Below are 14,384 nucleotides of genomic sequence, written 5' to 3' on the forward strand. Positions count from 1 at the left end.
CCTCCCGAGATGACTCGATCCAGAGGCCGCACGACAGGGCGACACTCGACGGTGATTGCGGACATCTGCCCTCCGCGGTGAAGCGTTACGAGGCTCGAATTACGTCGGCTGGCGTCATCCCCGCCAAACGAACCTCCAGCCACCGTATGTAGCTGTTCAGGTTCTTCGTGGCCGGACCACAGAAGGGCTTGATGAACTTGTCGTAGCGGGCGTGAAGCGAGTTCACGTTCTGTATGTGATAGCAGCCTGCGGTGACGCGCGTACCGGGCTTGCTGCCGATCACGAAGTGTTCGATGCCGCCGTTTGCTGCCACAGTCGCATAGCCGCGGGCACCGTCGAGTACAGCACGGCATCCTGCGGCAGAAGGGGCTTCAGAGGACGCTCCAATGTCGCGCTCTGGCGATTCGGAAGTCGCTGGAACAGTCGCGCGCCGCTCCGATCAGCGCCAGTGAGTATGGGGAGCTGCCACTTCGAGAGGCCCCGCATCATCTTCAGCCCCTTTGTGGTGAAGTCCTCCCACCTTGGGCGTGGCGGCTGAAGGACATTCTGCCGATCTGCGAAGTGCCGAACCCATTCTCGAGATCCCTTCCGTGACTCCCGTTGATGAGTTTCATCTGCTTCGATAATCCCGGAAAAAGCGGTATCTTCGCCGCGATCAATGATTGAGAATACCAGCATCCGCCAGCGCCAGACCGTGTATTTGTCGACCCCGAGCAGCCCTGCAAGCTTCCGTACCGACTGCGGCGCAGAAGTGCCCAACATGTTCCGAAGCACGACCATGAACAGGTCAGGTCGATGAATGCGGCCCAGGACAGAGCCAGTCCGGCCCGAGTAGGTTTTCCCGCACCCCCGGCACCGGTAGCGTTGAATGCCGGTGCGCGTTCGTTCCCCACTTCTGTCGGTGTTCGATACCGCAGGACGGGCACGGTTTCTCATGGCTTGCGCGCGCTTCGATCTCGGAGATCGCCTCCGTTTTTCGTCGGGGATCCATGATCTTTGTCTGGGCATGCTCGATCTGAGCAGGGTTCGGATCGCCGAGTGCGTCCAGGAGACGTCGAAAGTCGTGGTGTAGCACCGGGTGTCCTCCGTGGTGTTCACGGAAAAAGGTTGGCCTTTTTGTTCGAAAGCGAAGCGCGCCAGCACATTTTGCGGACACCCCCTTACTATTTAGTAGATTGCTTAACGTCGCGTGCCGGTCTTGTCGCGCGGGCCCGATCCGCCTAACCCCGGCCCCATCCAGATCGGCACTTGAACGGAGCAGCGGACATCATGCAACGGCGCGGCCTTCTCATCATCCTGTCCTCGCCCTCCGGCGCCGGCAAATCGACGCTGGCGCGGCGCCTGCGCGCTTGGGACCCGACCTTGGGCTTCTCGGTCTCGGCCACGACCCGCGCGCCGCGACCGGGCGAGACCGATGGAGCCGACTATCACTTCGTCAGCGAAGAGCGGTTCAAGCATCTCGTGGCCGAAGGCGAGATGCTCGAGCATGCTCGCGTCTTCGAAAACTATTACGGTAGCCCACGCGGGCCGGTGGCAGAGGCGACCGAGGCCGGGCGCGACGTGTTGTTCGACGTCGACTGGCAGGGCGCGCAGCAGATCTCGAACAGCCGCATGGCCGACCAAGTGCTGTCGATCTTCATCCTGCCGCCCTCGATCGAAGAGCTGCACCGCCGCCTCGTCGGGCGCGCGCAGGACGCGCCCGAGGTGATCGAGCGGCGGATGCAGAAAAGCTGGGACGAGATCAGCCATTGGGACGGCTACGACTACGTGCTGGTCAATGACGAGCTTGACGTAACCGAGGCACGGCTCAAGATCATCATCGAGGCCGAACGTCTGCGCCGCAGCCAGCAGCCCTGGCTTCTTGACCATGTGCGCGGGCTGCAGGCGGAGTTCGAGGAGAGATCATGACCATCTACGCGCTCGACGGAGAGACCCCCGAAATTGATGCGACCGCGTGGGTCGCCCCCGGTGCCCATGTGATCGGAAAGGTGACGCTGGCCCCCGGAAGCTCGGTCTGGTTCGGCACGACGATCCGCGGCGACAATGAGCGCATCAGCTTGGGCGAAAACACCAACGTGCAGGAAAATTGCGTGCTGCACACCGACATGGGCTTTCCGCTCGAGATCGGCGCGGGCGTCACCGTCGGCCACAAGGCGATGCTGCATGGCTGCACGATCGGCGAGAACTCCTTGATCGGCATGGGCGCCACGGTGCTCAACGGCGCGCGGATCGGCCGCGACTGCCTGATCGGCGCGGGCGCGCTGATCACCGAGGGCAAGGAGATCCCCGATGGCAGCCTCGTGATGGGCGTGCCGGGCAAGGTGATCCGCCAACTCGACGAGGCCGCGATCGCGAAGCTGCGGCAATCGGCGCTCAACTACCGCGACAACGCGGTCCGGTTCCGAAGCGGTCTCGAAGCGATCTGAGATGCCGTGCGGATCAGCTGCCGGACGCATGCGCGATCAGGTCGAAATCGATCCACGGCGCGATCGTGCGGATCTCGTCACGCACCATCCATGCGTCGCGGACCGATGTCCTGACGAGCACCCGGTAGGGGCCGTCATAGCCCAGCGCCGTCAGCCTGAGCGCCAGATCCACCGCGTCGAACCGCGGCCCCATCAGGTCCGAGACGATCATCACCGGCTTCAGGCAGTAGAGAAGCTCCGATGTCACCTGATCGAAACCGCAGTACCGCAAATCCTGCAATGTCTCGGCCGGGACCCTCACGGCTCTGCTCGGGGTTCGCGCGACCTGACCGACGGCGAGCGTGATCTGCCCGTGATCATCATTGCGGACGAGCGGGTCGAGTGTCATGCGATATAGCTCCGGCGACAGCGCCATTCATGCGCAATGTGTGATTAGGCCGCAGGCTCTACAGATTCGGGGGGGTGAATGGAACATTCAATCGCGCCGCGACCGAAACACCGTGACGGCATGGCCGGGAGTTGAGTGCTAAATCATGGAATCCCTTGATTCTCTCATGGCGGCCTTGCCGCTTCCGGTGCTGCTGATCGGCCCTGCCGAACGGATCGAGGCCGCGAATCCCGCGGCCCGGACCCTTCTGGGTGCGGCACAGACGGGGCGGCACTATATCACCGCGCTGCGTCAGCCCGCCGTGCTCGACGCGGTGGAGGCGGTGCTGCGCGACGGCAAAGAGCGGCGCGCGCGCTATCTCGGGCGTTCGGGCAGCCGCGACACCACATGGGACGTCACGGCGGGGGCCGTGCAACTGCCCGGCGGGCGCGGCGTCGCACTCAGCTTCGAGGATGTCACGGCGGTCGAGGCGGCGGGCGCGATGCGGCGCGATTTCGTCACTAATGTAAGCCACGAGCTGCGCACGCCGATCACCGCGCTGTCGGGCTTCATCGAGACGCTGCGCGGCGCGGCGCGTGACGACGCCGCCGCGCAGGATCGGTTCCTCGGGATCATGGAGCGCGAGGCCGCGCGCATGTCGCAGCTCGTCTCCGACCTGTTGTCGCTCAGCCGCGTCGAACAGGACGAACGGCTGCGCCCGACCGCACCGGTCGACCTGTCGGGCCTGACGGGGCAGGTGATCGCGCTGTTGGAGCCGATCGCCGCGCAGGCCTGTCTGCGGCTGGTGTTCGAGGGTCCGGAGGCGCCGGTCGTGGTGCCGGGCGACGAGGAACAGCTGCGGCAGGTGCTGACCAACCTCATCGGCAACGCGATCAAGTATGGCGGCACGGAGCGTCCGGTCGAGGTCATGCTCACCGCGCCCGAGATCCAGCCCGACCTGCGCGGTCCCGGTGTGCGGCTCAAAGTGCGCGACCATGGCGACGGCATCGCGGCACACCACCTGCCGCGGCTGACCGAGCGCTTCTACCGCGTCGATCCGCACCGCTCGCGCGCCGTGGGCGGCACCGGGCTCGGTCTCGCCATCGTCAAGCATATCGTGAACCGCCATCGCGGCCGGCTTCGGATCGAGAGCGTGCAGGGGCAGGGCAGTTCCCTCACCGTGGTCCTGCCCAGCGAATAACGCGCGTGAATGTCAGCCCTTGTCGTAGGGTCATCCGCGCTAGATCGCGGGCTGTCATGAAAGTTTTACACAACTGTCACAAAACGGAGTTCCCACGTAACTAATCGGACGGCAACGGGGCGCCGCGGCGCTCCGGGGGAATGAAAAAACAGGAGCGATCCATGTCCTTCGTCAAGATGACCGCCTCGAGCGCGGCCCTCATCGCCGCCACCGCCGGCTTCGCCACCGCCCAAGGGCGCGACAACGTGCAGGTCGCCGGCTCCTCGACCGTGCTGCCCTATGCCTCGATCGTCGCTGAGGCCTTTGGCGAGAACTTCGATTTCCCGACCCCGGTCGTGGAATCGGGCGGCTCCTCGGCCGGTCTCGCGCGGTTCTGCGAAGGCGTGGGCGAAAACACCATCGACATCGCCAATGCCAGCCGCGCGATGCGCGAGGGCGAGGTCGAGGCCTGTGCCTCCAACGGCGTGAACGAGATCATCGAAGTGCGCGTGGGCTATGACGGCATCGTCTTCGCTTCCGACATCAGCGGCGAGAGCTTCGCCTTCACCCCTGCCGACTGGTACAACGCTCTGGCCGCCGAGATCCCCGAGGGCGGCGAGATGGTCTCGAACCCCAACACCAGCTGGGCCGATGTCAACGCCGACCTGCCCGATCAGGAAATCCTCGCCTTCATCCCGGGCACCAAGCACGGCACCCGCGAAGTCTTCGAAGAGAAGGTGCTGCTCGCGGGTTGCGAGGAGACCGGCGCGATGCAGGCGATTATGGACGCCGGCATGGACGAGGATGCCGCCGAGGCGGCCTGCATGCAGACCCGCACCGATGGCGTGTCGATCGACATCGACGGTGACTACACCGAGACGCTGGCGCGCATCGAGGCCAATCCGAACGGCATCGGCGTCTTCGGCCTGTCGTTCTACGAGAACAACACCGACAGCCTGCAGGTCGCGACCATGTCCGGCGTCGAGCCCTCGACCGAGACCATCGCGTCGGGCGAATACCCGGTGTCGCGCCCGCTCTACTTCTACGTCAAGAAGGCGCATCTCGGCGTGATCCCCGGCCTGCAGGAGTTCGTGGAATTCTTCGTGGCCGACGAGATCGCCGGTCCCGACGGCCCGCTGGCGGCCTACGGCCTCGTGGCCGACCCCGAGCTTGCCGCGACGCAAGAGACGGTGGCGAACGGCACCACCATGGACGCGATGTAACGCAGCCGTTATCGGGGAGGGGCGGCGGCAACGCCGCCCCCGACCGGTCTAGTATCCGCGCACGACAGACCCGACACCGCCCCGGCCCGACGCGACCCCGCTTCGGGCCTCGACAATTGAAGGCCCCGCCATGTCCCCGTCCTGGATCGCCCTGATCGTCCTGGCCATCGCCGCTGCCGGTTTCGTGCTGGCCCGCGCGCGTGCGCAAGGCGCGGCCAAACGCGAGGAGCGCAGGCTCCACTCCCTCCCGAATTACTATGGCTGGACCGCCGCGATCTATGCCGCGGGGCCCACGCTCCTGTTACTGGCCGTCTGGTTGCTGGCCCAACCCGTCGCGACTCGAAGCCTCGTCTGGCCGGTGCTCGAAGCCGAGGCCGGGGAGGGCGCCGTACCCTCGCTGATGATGGCCGATGTTCAACGCCTCGCGGCCGGCCTCGACGCCGCCGTCGCGCGCGGCACGCTCACCAACGCCGCCGTGCGCGACCTACCGCCCGAGGCGTTGCGCGCGCAGATGGCGTCGCAGGGCGTGGCGCTCGGCTCGGACGTCACCCCGGCCACCCGCGATGCGGCGCTGCGCTGGCGGCGCATTTCCGGCACCGGCGATCTGGCGCGCGGCATCGCCGTGATCGGCCTCGCCCTTGCGGGGGCGGCCTGGGGCATGCGCCGCGCCCAGCCCGATTTTCGCGCCCGCAACGCCGTCGAACAGGCGATGCGCGGCGTACTGATCTCGGCCGCGCTGATCGCGATCCTGAGCACGGTGGGCATCGTTCTGGCGCTGGTGTTCAACACCATTGAGTTCTTCCGTCTCTATCCGGCGGCGGAGTTCTTCTTCGGCACGACTTGGAGCCCAAGCTTCGGCGGCGGTTCCGAGCTTGGCATCCTGCCGCTCCTTTGGGGCACGCTCTACATCTCGCTGATCGCGCTTCTGGTGGCGGTGCCGATCGGTCTCTTCGCGGCTGTCTACCTTGCCGAATACGCGCATCGCAACGTCCGCGCATGGGCCAAGCCGATGCTGGAGATGCTCGCGGGCATCCCGACCATCGTCTACGGCCTCTTCGCGCTGCTCACCGTCGGCCCGCTGCTGGTCGAGGCCTTCGGGCGCGGCGGCTGGCTCGGCTTGGGCTGGATGCAGGGCGGCACCGCCGTCATGACCGCGGGCCTCGTCATGGGCATCATGCTCATCCCCTTTGTCTCGTCGCTGTCGGATGACATCATCAACGCGGTGCCGCAGAGCCTGCGCGACGGGAGCCTCGGCCTCGGGGCGACCCGCTCCGAGACGATCCGCCAGGTGGTGTTGCCCGCCGCACTTCCCGGCATCGTCGGCGCGGTGCTGCTCGCGGCATCCCGCGCCATCGGCGAGACGATGATCGTGGTGCTGGGGGCAGGGGCCGCGGCCCGGCTGTCGATGAACCCGTTCGACGCCATGACCACGGTGACCGCCAAGATCGTGAGCCAGCTCACCGGTGACGCCGATTTCTCCTCGCCCGAGGCGCTGGTCGCCTTCGCCCTCGGCATGACCCTCTTCGTGATCACGCTGGCGCTGAACGTCGTCGCGCTGTGGATCGTGCGCCGCTACAGGGAGCAATACGAATGACCGATATCCCGCAATCCGGCGCGTTCCCGGCCGACCGCCCCGCGCCCAAGGGGGGCTCGCTGCTCGTCACGGATGCGCGCACGAAAAAGCGCAACCGCGCCGAACGTCGCTTCAAGGCCTATGGCATCGCAGCGCTTGGCATCGGCATGCTGTTCCTCGTGGCGCTCCTTTGGGCGATCCTGTCGAACGGGCTGACCGCCTTCACCCAGAGCTACGTGCAGCTCGACGTGCCCCTCCTCGAGGAAAAGCTCGACAAGGACGGCGACCGCGACCCGGCCAAGATCGCCAAGGTCTCGACCTTCGGCTATGCGCCGTTGATCGAACAGGCGCTCGCCGATCTGGTTGAAAGGACCGGCGTCGAGACCGAGCTCGCGCCCAAGGCCCTGACCAAGATCCTCTCCTCCTCGGCCGCCGCGCAGCTGCGCGACCGGGTGCTCGCCAACCCTGAACTGATCGGTCAGACCGTCTCGGTCGAGTTACTGGCCTCGAGCCGCGTCGATGGCTATCTCAAGGGCCGCGTCAGCCGCGCCAGCCTCGCGCGCGACAAGAACCTCGACGCCGAACATCTCGACCTGATCGACGCGTGGCGCGACGCGGGACTGGTGGAAAAGAGGTTCAACTGGGATTTCATCACCGGGGCCGACGCCTCGGATTCGCGCCCCGAGCAGGCGGGCATCGGCGTCGCCATGCTGGGTTCGCTCTTCATGATGCTGGTGGTGCTGATCCTGTCGCTGCCGATCGGCGTCGCGGCCTCGATCTACCTTGAGGAATTCGCACCGCAGAACCGGCTCACCGACCTCATCGAGGTCAACATCTCGAACCTCGCCGCCGTGCCGTCGATCGTCTTCGGTATCCTCGGCCTCGCCGTGTTCATCCAGTTCATGCACCTGCCGCAATCGGCGCCGCTGGTCGGTGGCCTCGTGCTGACGCTGATGACGCTGCCGACGATCATCATCTCGACCCGCGCCTCGCTGAAATCGGTGCCGCCCTCGATCCGCAACGCGGCGCTCGGCGTCGGCGCCTCCAAGATGCAGGCGGTGACGCATCACGTGTTGCCGCTGGCGATGCCGGGCATTCTCACCGGCACCATCCTCGGCCTCGCGCAGGCGCTTGGAGAGACCGCGCCGCTGCTGCTGATCGGCATGGTCGGCTACATCGCGACCAACTATCCCGAGGGCGTGGCCGAGGGCTTCCTCGCGCCCAACTCGGCGATGCCGGCGCAGATCTACGAATGGGCCAAGCGGGCCGATCCGGCCTTTTACGAGCGCGCCTGGGGCGGCATCATCGTGCTGCTGGTGTTCCTCTTGGCCATGAACCTCATCGCGGTGCTGCTGCGCCGCCGCTTCGAGCGGCGCTGGTGAGCGCTTACAGGGCAGGGGGCCCCGACATGAACGACATGCGAACCATGGACAATACCGTATTGAACGAGACCAAGATCACCGCGCGCGACGTGCACGTGCATTACGGCACCACCCACGCGATCAAGGGCGTCGATGTCGACATTGCCGACCGCACCGTCACCGCCTTCATCGGGCCGTCGGGCTGCGGCAAGTCGACCTTCCTGCGCTGTCTCAACCGGATGAACGACACCATCCCCGGCGCGGTGGTCACCGGCGAGATCAAGATCGACGAGGCCGACATCTACGACCCCCGCGTCGATCCGGTGCAGCTTCGCGCCAAGGTCGGCATGGTGTTCCAGAAGCCGAACCCGTTCCCGAAATCGATCTACGACAACGTGGCCTATGGCCCCAAGATCCACGGGCTTGCCCGCAACAAGGCCGAGCTCGACGAGATCGTCGAAAAGGCGCTGCGCCGCGGCGCGATCTGGGACGAGGTCAAGGACCGGCTGCATGCGCCGGGCACCGGGTTGTCGGGCGGCCAGCAGCAGCGCCTGTGCATCGCCCGTGCCGTCGCGACCGAGCCCGAGATCCTGCTGATGGACGAGCCGTGCTCGGCGCTCGACCCGATCGCCACCGCGCAGGTCGAGGAGCTGATCGACGAGCTGCGCCAGAACTTCTCGGTGGTGATCGTGACGCATTCGATGCAGCAGGCCGCACGGGTGAGCCAACGCACGGCCTTCTTCCACTTGGGCAACCTCGTCGAATACGGCGAAACCGGCAAGATTTTCACCAACCCCGAGGACAGCCGCACCGAGAGCTACATCTCGGGCCGGATCGGGTAAGGGAGCAGGGACATGCACGACAAGCAGCACATCGCCTCGGCCTTCGACCGCGACCTCGAGAACATCCAGGCGCTGATCCTCAAGATGGGTGGTCTCGTCGAGGCCGCGATCATCGACGGCGCCCAGAGCCTCGCCGACCGCGACATCGAGAACGCCGAGCGCGTGCGCCGCGGCGACAAGGTGATCGACGCGATCGAGGAACAGCTCAACGAGGAAGCCGCGCGGGTGATCGCGATCCGCGCCCCGGTGAGCCGGGATCTGCGGGTGATCCTGTCGGTGCTGCGGCTCGCCGCCAGCCTCGAACGCATCGGCGACTATGCCAAGAACATGGCCAAGCGCACCTCCGTTCTCGCCGAGCTGAGCCCGATCGAGGGCTCCGATGCCGCGCTCAAGCGCATGGCGCGCGAGGTGCAGAACATGCTCAAGGACACGCTCGACGCCTTCGTGCGCCGCGACGCGGATCTCGCCGCCGAGGTGCTGCAGCGCGATCAGGACGTGGACCAGATGTACAACGCGCTGTTCCGCGAGTTCCTGACCCACATGATGGAGGACCCGCGCGCGATCACCGCCTGCATGCACCTGCACTTCATCGCCAAGAACATCGAGCGCATGGGCGATCTCGTCACCAACATGGCCGAGCAGGTGATCTATCTCATCACCGGCCAGATGCCCGACGAGGACCGGCCCAAGGGCGACAACACCTCCTATGTGTCGAGCCCGGAGTGAACCGATGCGCCAAGTGCAGCCCCATGTCCTGATCGTCGAAGACGAGCCGTCGCAGCGCGCGGTGCTGAGCTACAACCTCGAATCCGAAGGCTTCCGCATCTCCGAGGCCGAAGATGGCGATGCCGCACTCTTGATGGTGGCCGAGGATGTGCCCGACCTGATCGTGCTCGACTGGATGCTGCCGGGGGTCACCGGGATCGAGATCTGCCGCCGCATCAAGGCGCGGCCCGAGACGCGCGACGTGCCGATCATCATGCTCTCGGCGCGCTCCGAAGAGGTCGACCGCGTGCGCGGCCTTGAGACCGGGGCCGATGATTATGTCGTGAAGCCGTATTCCGTGACCGAGCTGATGGCGCGGGTGAAGGGCCAACTGCGCCGCTCGCGTCCGGCGGGCGTGGGCGAGACGCTGAGCTTCGAGGACATCACGCTCGACGCCGAGACGCACCGCGTGCACCGGGACGGGCACATGCTGAAACTCGGGCCGACGGAGTTTCGTCTGCTGGCGACCTTCCTCGAAAAGCCGGGCCGGGTCTGGAGCCGCGAGCAGCTGCTCGACCGGGTCTGGGGGCGGGACGTTTACGTCGACACGCGCACCGTCGATGTGCATATCGGTCGACTGCGCAAGGTGCTGTGCGCGCATGGCGGCGCCGATCCGCTGCGCACGGTGCGCGGCGCGGGATACGCGCTGGGGTAGCGATTTATCAAGGAGTGAAGGGAATAACGGGCATTGCTCGTTGCGCATAACGGTTATCTCATAATGAAGATTATGTAACTATTTACCTCATCCTATCGGTCACTTTGGGCTTTTTGAAGAAAGTGTTAATATTCGACATGGCCCTCATGTCGAACACATTGTCCCGGAGTGCCGCGCTGAGCTTCATCTCGCGTGTGGCACGGACCGGCGATGACATGATCTTGTGGGACATGCTGTGCGAGCGCATGTCCGATTACGGCCTGAATCGTCTGCTCTACGGCTTTACCCTTCTGCCCGAACCCGACCCGCTCGACCCGGCGAACTGGCTGCTCCGCAGCAGCCACGCCGAGAGTTACAACCGTCGCCTCGTCGCCGATGGTCTCTATCTCGACACCCGATACGGAAACTGGGCCCAGGATTACAGCGGTACCCTGCTTTGGAGCCGTCAGGACATTCTGACGCCCGGTGATCCCGCCAGCGAGGCGCGCCTACGCGACCTCAACCAGTCGCATCAGGTGCATGCCGGTGTCATGGTCAGCTTTCCTTTGCTGCCGCAGAAGTCGCGCGGGATCCTCATCCTCGCGGCGCGGCCCGAAATGCCGCAATGCCGGATCGACCGGATCTGGCTGCAGCGACGCGACGAGATCGAGGCGCAGATTCACGCCTTTCATCTCAGGTTTCAACTGATCTTCGCGGTGGCCTGCCGCCTTACTCCCCGCCAGAAGGAAGTGCTGCGCTGCGTCGCCGCCGGCTTCACCGTACAGCAGATCGCCGAGGAGCTGACATTGAGTGTCGCGACCATCGACAAGCATCTGCGGCTGGCGCGCGAGGCGCTAGATGCGACGACGACGGCCCAGGCGGTGGCACGGGCGCTCCGCTTTCATCAGCTCTATTCTTAAGGCGAGGATCGCCCCGACCGAGGTCCAGATTACCAGACTTTCAACGAGTCGCCGATCGTGACAAGGTTGTGGTGTTGACGAGTGATGGTCGTTTTGACCCTTTGCACCGCCCCCTTGGATCTATCCCATTCGGTGCGGGCATCTCCGACAGCAGCAGGTCGGACTTCAGCATGAGCACGCCGCGCCCGTCACCGCCGCCGGGCGCGGCACTCCGTTTTCCATCACCTTGTTGCAGAAATGCAAAACGCCGCCTGCGATGCAGGCGGCGTTTGCCGTCGGGCCTCAGTTCGGGCTCAGCCCTTGGCGACCTTGGCCACTTCGGCGGCAAAGTCTTCTTCGACCTTCTCGATGCCCTCGCCCACGGCAAGGCGCACGAAGCCGGTGATCGTCACGCCCGCCTCTTTTGCGGCGGCTTCGACGGTCAGGTCGGGGTTCACGACGAAAGCCTGACCCAGCAGGGTCGACTCGGCCATGTACTTCTTCATGCGGCCTTCGATCATCTTCTCGATGACGGCCTCGGGCTTGCCGCTCTCGCGGGCGATGTCCATCTGGACCTGCTTTTCCTTCTCGACCATCGCGGGGTCGAGATCGGCCTCGCCGAGTGCTGCGGGGTTGGCAGCGGCGATGTGCATCGCGACCTGACGGCCGAACGCCTCGTCACCGCCCGAGAAGGCCACGAGCACGCCGATGGTACCCATGTCGGTGGCAGCGGCGTTGTGGACATAGGTCACGACGCTCTCGCCTTCGATCGCGGCCATCCGGCGCAACGTCATGTTCTCGCCGATCTTGGCGATCGCATCGGTGACGAGGGTCTCGACCGGCTTGCCGTCGACCTGCGCTGCCTTCAGCTCCTCGAGGCTCGACGTCTTGACGCCAGCCTTGGCGATCTTCGAGACGAGGTTCTGGAAGTCGGCGTTCTTGGCAACGAAGTCGGTTTCCGAGTTCAGTTCGATCGCGACGCCACGGCCACCCTCGACGGCGACGGCCACGAGGCCCTCGGCGGCGGTGCGGCCGGATTTCTTGGCGGCTTTCGCCAGGCCCTTGGTGCGCAGCCAGTCGACCGCGGCTTCCATGTCGCCGTCGGTTTCGGTCAGCGCCTTCTTGGCGTCCATCATGCCTGCGCCGGTGTTCTCGCGCAGTTCCTTGACCATGCTCGCGGTGATCGCCATCGCGTCTCTCCTAGAATTTGAATGGACTCCGGGCGCGGCATATCCGCGCCCGGCAACCGTGATGTGACGGTGCGCCTTATTCGGCGGTGGCGGCTTCGGCGTCGGCGGCGAGCTGCTCTTCGGTGTACTGCTCCATCGCACCCATGTCGACGCCGGCGGCGCCGAGTTGCGCGCTCATGCCGTCAAGCGCGGCGCGGGCGGCGAGATCGCAGTAGAGCGAGATCGCGCGGGCGGCGTCGTCGTTGCCGGGGATCACGTAATCCACGCCATCGGGCGAGCAGTTGGTGTCGACCACGGCCACGACCGGGATGCCGAGTTTCTTGGCTTCGAGGATCGCGAGGTCTTCCTTGTTGACGTCGATGACGAACAGCAGGTCCGGAACGCCGCCCATCTCGCGGATGCCGCCGAGCGAGGCCTGCAGTTTGATCTGCTCGCGCTCCATGCCCAGACGCTCTTTCTTGGTCAGGCCGGCAAAGCCCTGCTCGGAGGCTTCGTCGATGGCGCGCAGGCGGTTGATCGACTGCGACACGGTCTGCCAGTTGGTCAGCGTGCCACCGAGCCAGCGGTGGTTCATGTAGAACTGCGCGGACTTCTCGGCGGCGTCGGCGATCGGCTGCTGCGCCTGACGCTTGGTGCCGACGAACAGCACGCGGCCGCCCTTGGCGACGGTGTCGCGCACGACCTGCAGAGCCTTGTCCAGCATCGGGACGGTCTGGGTCAGGTCCATGATGTGGATGCCGTTGCGGGCGCCGTAGATGTACTCGGACATCCGCGGGTTCCAGCGGGCGGTTTGGTGGCCGAAGTGGACGCCAGCTTCGAGCAGCTGACGCATGGAGAACTCGGGAAGAGCCATGTCTGTAACCTTTTTCCGGTTTGGCCTCGGCGGAGGATCAGGGCGGCTGCCCCAACCGGTGGACCCCGGGGGATGTCTCCCGCCCGTGGCCCGCCCCCGCCTGCGGGATTGATCGTGCGCTGCCCTTAGCGCCAAGACCCCGCAAAGGCAACCCCGCTCAGGGCCTCCTGAGACGCTTGATCAGCGACGAGGTGTCCCAACGCCCGCCGCCCATCTGCTGCACCTCCTTGTAGAACTGGTCCACCAGCGCCGTGACGGGAAGGCTCACCGAAAGCGCGTCGGCGGCGTCGAGGCAGATGCCTAGATCCTTGCGCATCCAGTCGACCGCAAAGCCATGCTCGAACTGATCGTCGAGCATGGTGCCGTGGCGGTTGACCATCTGCCAGCTTCCGGCGGCGCCCTGGCTGATCACCTCGACCAGAGCGCGCCCGTCGAGCCCGGCCTTCTCGGCGAAGGCCAGCGATTCCGACAGGCCCTGCACCAGCCCGGCGATGGCGATCTGGTTGGCCATCTTGGCAAGCTGGCCCGCGCCGCTCTCTCCGAGGCGTCTACAGATCTTGGAATAGGCGTCGATCACCGGTTCGGCCCGGTCGAAATGATCCTGCGCGCCGCCGCACATCACCGAAAGCTGGCCGTTCTCGGCCCCCGCCTGCCCGCCGGAGACCGGCGCGTCGACGAAACCGATCCCCAAGCTGTCCGCCTGCCCCGCAAGCTCGCGCGTGACGGCGGCGCTGACCGTGGTGTGATCGACGAAGAGCGCGCCGCGCTCCATTCCCGCGAAGGCGCCGTCCTCGCCGAGGCAGACGCCGCGCAGGTCGTCGTCATTGCCGACGCAGGCAAAGACGATCTCGGCGCCTTGCGCCGCCTCTCGCGGGGTCGCGGCATGCTGCCCGCCATGCGCGGCGGCCCATTTCTCCGCCTTGGCGGTGGTGCGGTTATAGACCGTCACCTCGTGGCCCGCGCCCGCCAGATGCCCCGCCATGGGGTATCCCATCACGCCCAGTCCCAGAAATGTCAGCTTCGCCATCGTGCTCTCCCTGCCTCCCGGGGCTTTCGTTCGCCCCCGAGGCG

Annotated in this window: 14 protein-coding genes; 10 read left to right on the forward strand and 4 right to left on the reverse strand. The window is 65.8% G+C overall.

Annotated elements, in window-relative coordinates:
• Nucleotides 1-1,269: 1,269 nt before the first annotated feature.
• Nucleotides 1,270-1,908 carry a guanylate kinase gene (gene gmk, locus ACJASC_RS10245; RefSeq protein WP_021694483.1) on the forward strand — a complete coding sequence of 213 codons (639 nt, stop codon included), beginning with the start codon at nt 1,270-1,272 and terminating at the stop codon, nt 1,906-1,908.
• Nucleotides 1,905-2,426: a gamma carbonic anhydrase family protein gene (locus ACJASC_RS10250; protein ID WP_415145730.1), complete on the forward strand. Its 522-nt coding sequence runs from the start codon at nt 1,905-1,907 to the stop codon at nt 2,424-2,426. The genes gmk and ACJASC_RS10250 overlap by 4 nt, the downstream gene beginning before the upstream one ends.
• A gap of 13 nt (nt 2,427-2,439) precedes the next feature.
• Here the strand turns inward: ACJASC_RS10250 and ACJASC_RS10255 are convergent, their stop codons facing one another.
• Nucleotides 2,440-2,673: a hypothetical protein gene (locus ACJASC_RS10255; protein WP_415145732.1), complete on the reverse strand. Its 234-nt coding sequence runs from the start codon at nt 2,671-2,673 to the stop codon at nt 2,440-2,442.
• Nucleotides 2,674-2,959: 286 nt separating this feature from the next.
• Between ACJASC_RS10255 and ACJASC_RS10260 the strand changes: the two genes are divergently transcribed.
• From ACJASC_RS10260 to ACJASC_RS10295, 8 genes are all read left to right on the forward strand, one after another.
• The gene (locus ACJASC_RS10260) at nt 2,960-3,994 is read left to right on the forward strand and encodes a sensor histidine kinase (RefSeq protein WP_415145734.1); all 1,035 of its coding nucleotides are present in this window, start codon (nt 2,960-2,962) and stop codon (nt 3,992-3,994) included.
• Nucleotides 3,995-4,155: 161 nt separating this feature from the next.
• Complete coding sequence (locus ACJASC_RS10265) at nt 4,156-5,196, forward strand: substrate-binding domain-containing protein (RefSeq protein ID WP_415145736.1); 1,041 nt, start codon at nt 4,156-4,158, stop codon at nt 5,194-5,196.
• Between the two features lie 130 nt (nt 5,197-5,326).
• Nucleotides 5,327-6,790 carry a phosphate ABC transporter permease subunit PstC gene (pstC, locus tag ACJASC_RS10270; RefSeq protein ID WP_415145738.1) on the forward strand — a complete coding sequence of 488 codons (1,464 nt, stop codon included), beginning with the start codon at nt 5,327-5,329 and terminating at the stop codon, nt 6,788-6,790.
• Complete coding sequence (gene pstA / locus ACJASC_RS10275) at nt 6,787-8,151, forward strand: phosphate ABC transporter permease PstA (RefSeq protein ID WP_415145740.1); 1,365 nt, start codon at nt 6,787-6,789, stop codon at nt 8,149-8,151. Before pstC ends, pstA begins: the two co-directional genes overlap by 4 nt.
• A 26-nt stretch (nt 8,152-8,177) precedes the next feature.
• Nucleotides 8,178-8,972, forward strand: coding sequence for a phosphate ABC transporter ATP-binding protein PstB (gene pstB / locus ACJASC_RS10280; protein WP_415145742.1), 795 nt, complete (start codon nt 8,178-8,180; stop codon nt 8,970-8,972).
• 12 nt (nt 8,973-8,984) lie between these two features.
• The gene (phoU, locus tag ACJASC_RS10285) at nt 8,985-9,698 is read left to right on the forward strand and encodes a phosphate signaling complex protein PhoU (protein WP_021694491.1); all 714 of its coding nucleotides are present in this window, start codon (nt 8,985-8,987) and stop codon (nt 9,696-9,698) included.
• Between the two features lie 4 nt (nt 9,699-9,702).
• Nucleotides 9,703-10,392, forward strand: a complete 690-nt coding sequence (gene phoB / locus ACJASC_RS10290) for a phosphate regulon transcriptional regulator PhoB (RefSeq protein WP_021694492.1) — start codon at nt 9,703-9,705, stop codon at nt 10,390-10,392.
• 146 nt (nt 10,393-10,538) lie between these two features.
• Nucleotides 10,539-11,291, forward strand: coding sequence for a helix-turn-helix transcriptional regulator (locus tag ACJASC_RS10295; RefSeq protein ID WP_415145745.1), 753 nt, complete (start codon nt 10,539-10,541; stop codon nt 11,289-11,291).
• A 293-nt stretch (nt 11,292-11,584) separates the two neighbouring features.
• Here the strand turns inward: ACJASC_RS10295 and tsf are convergent, their stop codons facing one another.
• From tsf to ACJASC_RS10310, 3 genes are all read right to left on the reverse strand, one after another.
• Nucleotides 11,585-12,460, reverse strand: a complete 876-nt coding sequence (tsf, locus tag ACJASC_RS10300; RefSeq protein WP_021694494.1) for a translation elongation factor Ts — start codon at nt 12,458-12,460, stop codon at nt 11,585-11,587.
• A gap of 76 nt (nt 12,461-12,536) precedes the next feature.
• Nucleotides 12,537-13,313 carry a 30S ribosomal protein S2 gene (gene rpsB / locus ACJASC_RS10305; protein WP_021694495.1) on the reverse strand — a complete coding sequence of 259 codons (777 nt, stop codon included), beginning with the start codon at nt 13,311-13,313 and terminating at the stop codon, nt 12,537-12,539.
• Between the two features lie 157 nt (nt 13,314-13,470).
• Nucleotides 13,471-14,340, reverse strand: coding sequence for an NAD(P)-dependent oxidoreductase (locus tag ACJASC_RS10310; RefSeq protein ID WP_021694496.1), 870 nt, complete (start codon nt 14,338-14,340; stop codon nt 13,471-13,473).
• Nucleotides 14,341-14,384: the final 44 nt, after the last annotated feature.

It is taken from the genome of Limimaricola cinnabarinus, from assembly GCF_047631075.1.
GTDB classification, from domain to species: Bacteria; Pseudomonadota; Alphaproteobacteria; order Rhodobacterales; family Rhodobacteraceae; genus Limimaricola; species Limimaricola cinnabarinus.

What these genes read in the sequence shown, in the direction of transcription:
- gmk (WP_021694483.1), top strand. Translation starts at nt 1,270, where the DNA reads ATGCAACGGCGCGGCCTTCTCATCATCCTGTCCTCGCCCTCCGGCGCC.
- ACJASC_RS10250 (WP_415145730.1), top strand. Translation starts at nt 1,905, where the DNA reads ATGACCATCTACGCGCTCGACGGAGAGACCCCCGAAATTGATGCGACC.
- ACJASC_RS10260 (WP_415145734.1), top strand. Translation starts at nt 2,960, where the DNA reads ATGGAATCCCTTGATTCTCTCATGGCGGCCTTGCCGCTTCCGGTGCTG.
- ACJASC_RS10265 (WP_415145736.1), top strand. Translation starts at nt 4,156, where the DNA reads ATGTCCTTCGTCAAGATGACCGCCTCGAGCGCGGCCCTCATCGCCGCC.
- pstC (WP_415145738.1), top strand. Translation starts at nt 5,327, where the DNA reads ATGTCCCCGTCCTGGATCGCCCTGATCGTCCTGGCCATCGCCGCTGCC.
- pstA (WP_415145740.1), top strand. Translation starts at nt 6,787, where the DNA reads ATGACCGATATCCCGCAATCCGGCGCGTTCCCGGCCGACCGCCCCGCG.
- pstB (WP_415145742.1), top strand. Translation starts at nt 8,178, where the DNA reads ATGAACGACATGCGAACCATGGACAATACCGTATTGAACGAGACCAAG.
- phoU (WP_021694491.1), top strand. Translation starts at nt 8,985, where the DNA reads ATGCACGACAAGCAGCACATCGCCTCGGCCTTCGACCGCGACCTCGAG.
- phoB (WP_021694492.1), top strand. Translation starts at nt 9,703, where the DNA reads ATGCGCCAAGTGCAGCCCCATGTCCTGATCGTCGAAGACGAGCCGTCG.
- ACJASC_RS10295 (WP_415145745.1), top strand. Translation starts at nt 10,539, where the DNA reads ATGTCGAACACATTGTCCCGGAGTGCCGCGCTGAGCTTCATCTCGCGT.
- tsf (WP_021694494.1), bottom strand. Translation starts at nt 12,460, where the DNA reads ATGGCGATCACCGCGAGCATGGTCAAGGAACTGCGCGAGAACACCGGC.
- rpsB (WP_021694495.1), bottom strand. Translation starts at nt 13,313, where the DNA reads ATGGCTCTTCCCGAGTTCTCCATGCGTCAGCTGCTCGAAGCTGGCGTC.
- ACJASC_RS10310 (WP_021694496.1), bottom strand. Translation starts at nt 14,340, where the DNA reads ATGGCGAAGCTGACATTTCTGGGACTGGGCGTGATGGGATACCCCATG.